Here is a 1,250-nt window from a genome sequence, read left to right as displayed (position 1 = left end):
GGGCTCAGCCCATTTAGCTTTAGCTTGATGCGGTCGTGATTGTAATACCGGATGTATTCGGCAATGCTGCGTCGCAGTTGGTCGATGTCCGCAAAGCGCTCTAGCCGGAAGCACTCTGACTTGAGCGTGCCGAAGAAGCTCTCCATCGCCGCATTGTCCAGGCAATTGCCCTTGCGGGACATGCTCTGACGCAGGCCCCGCCCGGCCAGTTTGCGACGATACGCGGCCATTTGATACGCCCAGCCTTGATCCGAATGCAGCATCGGCGTCTCGCCCGGGCGCAGCTTTCGCAACGCCTTGTCCAGCATCTCTCTGATCAGCGTGTAATCAGGCCGCTCGCTGGTTTGCCAGGCGATGATCTCTCCGTTGTATAGGTCCAGGACGGGCGACAGGTATAGCTTCTTGCCGCCGACGTTGAACTCCGTCACGTCCGTTACCCACTTCTCGTTCGGCTTGCTCGCCTCAAACTCGCGCTGTAGCAGATTGGGCGCCACCCGCCCAACTTGTCCGCGGTAAGAGCGGTATTTCTTCGGCCGTACGAGCGATTTCAACTGCAGCTCCGACATCAGTCGTTGTATGGTCTTGTGATTCACCAACGTCCCTGCCTGACGTAGCGTCGCCGTGATCCGGCGATAGCCATATCGGCCCTTGTGCTGGGCATAGATCTGCTGAATGCGCTCCTTGAGCTCGCCGTAGCGATCCTCTGCCTGGCTTGCCGCCATCTGGTAGTAGTACGTGCTGCGCGCGAGGTTCGCGGCCTTGAGCAACATCGACAGCGAATGATGCTCGCGCAGCGCGCTCACGACTCGCGCCTTTTCTTTGGCACCGCTTGCTCCTTTGCCCGGAGCAGGGCATCCAACTTTTTTAGGTACGCCACCTCCGCGCGCAGGTATTCGATTTCCTTGAGCAAGTCTTCGCGTGAGCGCTCGTCCTGAGTGGGCTCGTGGGTAGATTGGGGCGGCTGTTTGGGCTGGGTCAATTTGGGTGGCCGGCCTTTGCGGCGCGGCTTGAGGGCGTCAAAACCGCCCTCATGATACTGGCGCTCCCAACGGCTGAKCCCGCCCGGCTCGCGCAAATCAAAGATGGCACTCGTCTGCGAGTAAGACAACTCGTGGCGCCACATGTGCTGCAGCACGGTCAGTTTGAACTTGGCGCTATAAACCTCACGCTTCTTGCGCAGGCCAACGTCTCCATGCTGTTGCCACGCCTTGATCCAGCGATGCAGCATCGAGTCGCTGATACTGTGCTTC

1 protein-coding gene is annotated in these 1,250 nt (G+C 59.3%); it reads right to left on the bottom strand.

Annotated features, from left to right (window positions below; translation table 11 throughout):
* Positions 1–1,250 (bottom strand): IS3 family transposase gene (locus AC1DOX_RS30955; RefSeq protein WP_477114098.1). Its coding sequence is split into 2 segments (ribosomal slippage), with 1,251 coding nucleotides annotated over them: positions 1–856 and positions 856–1,250; the frame shifts between segments, so codons are not numbered across the junction. This gene is flagged as partial in the annotation.

It is taken from the genome of Cupriavidus sp. 01L415 (assembly GCF_056400065.1).
Note: the sequence above shows the minus strand (reverse complement) of the source record. Positions and strands in the feature narration are given on the sequence as shown.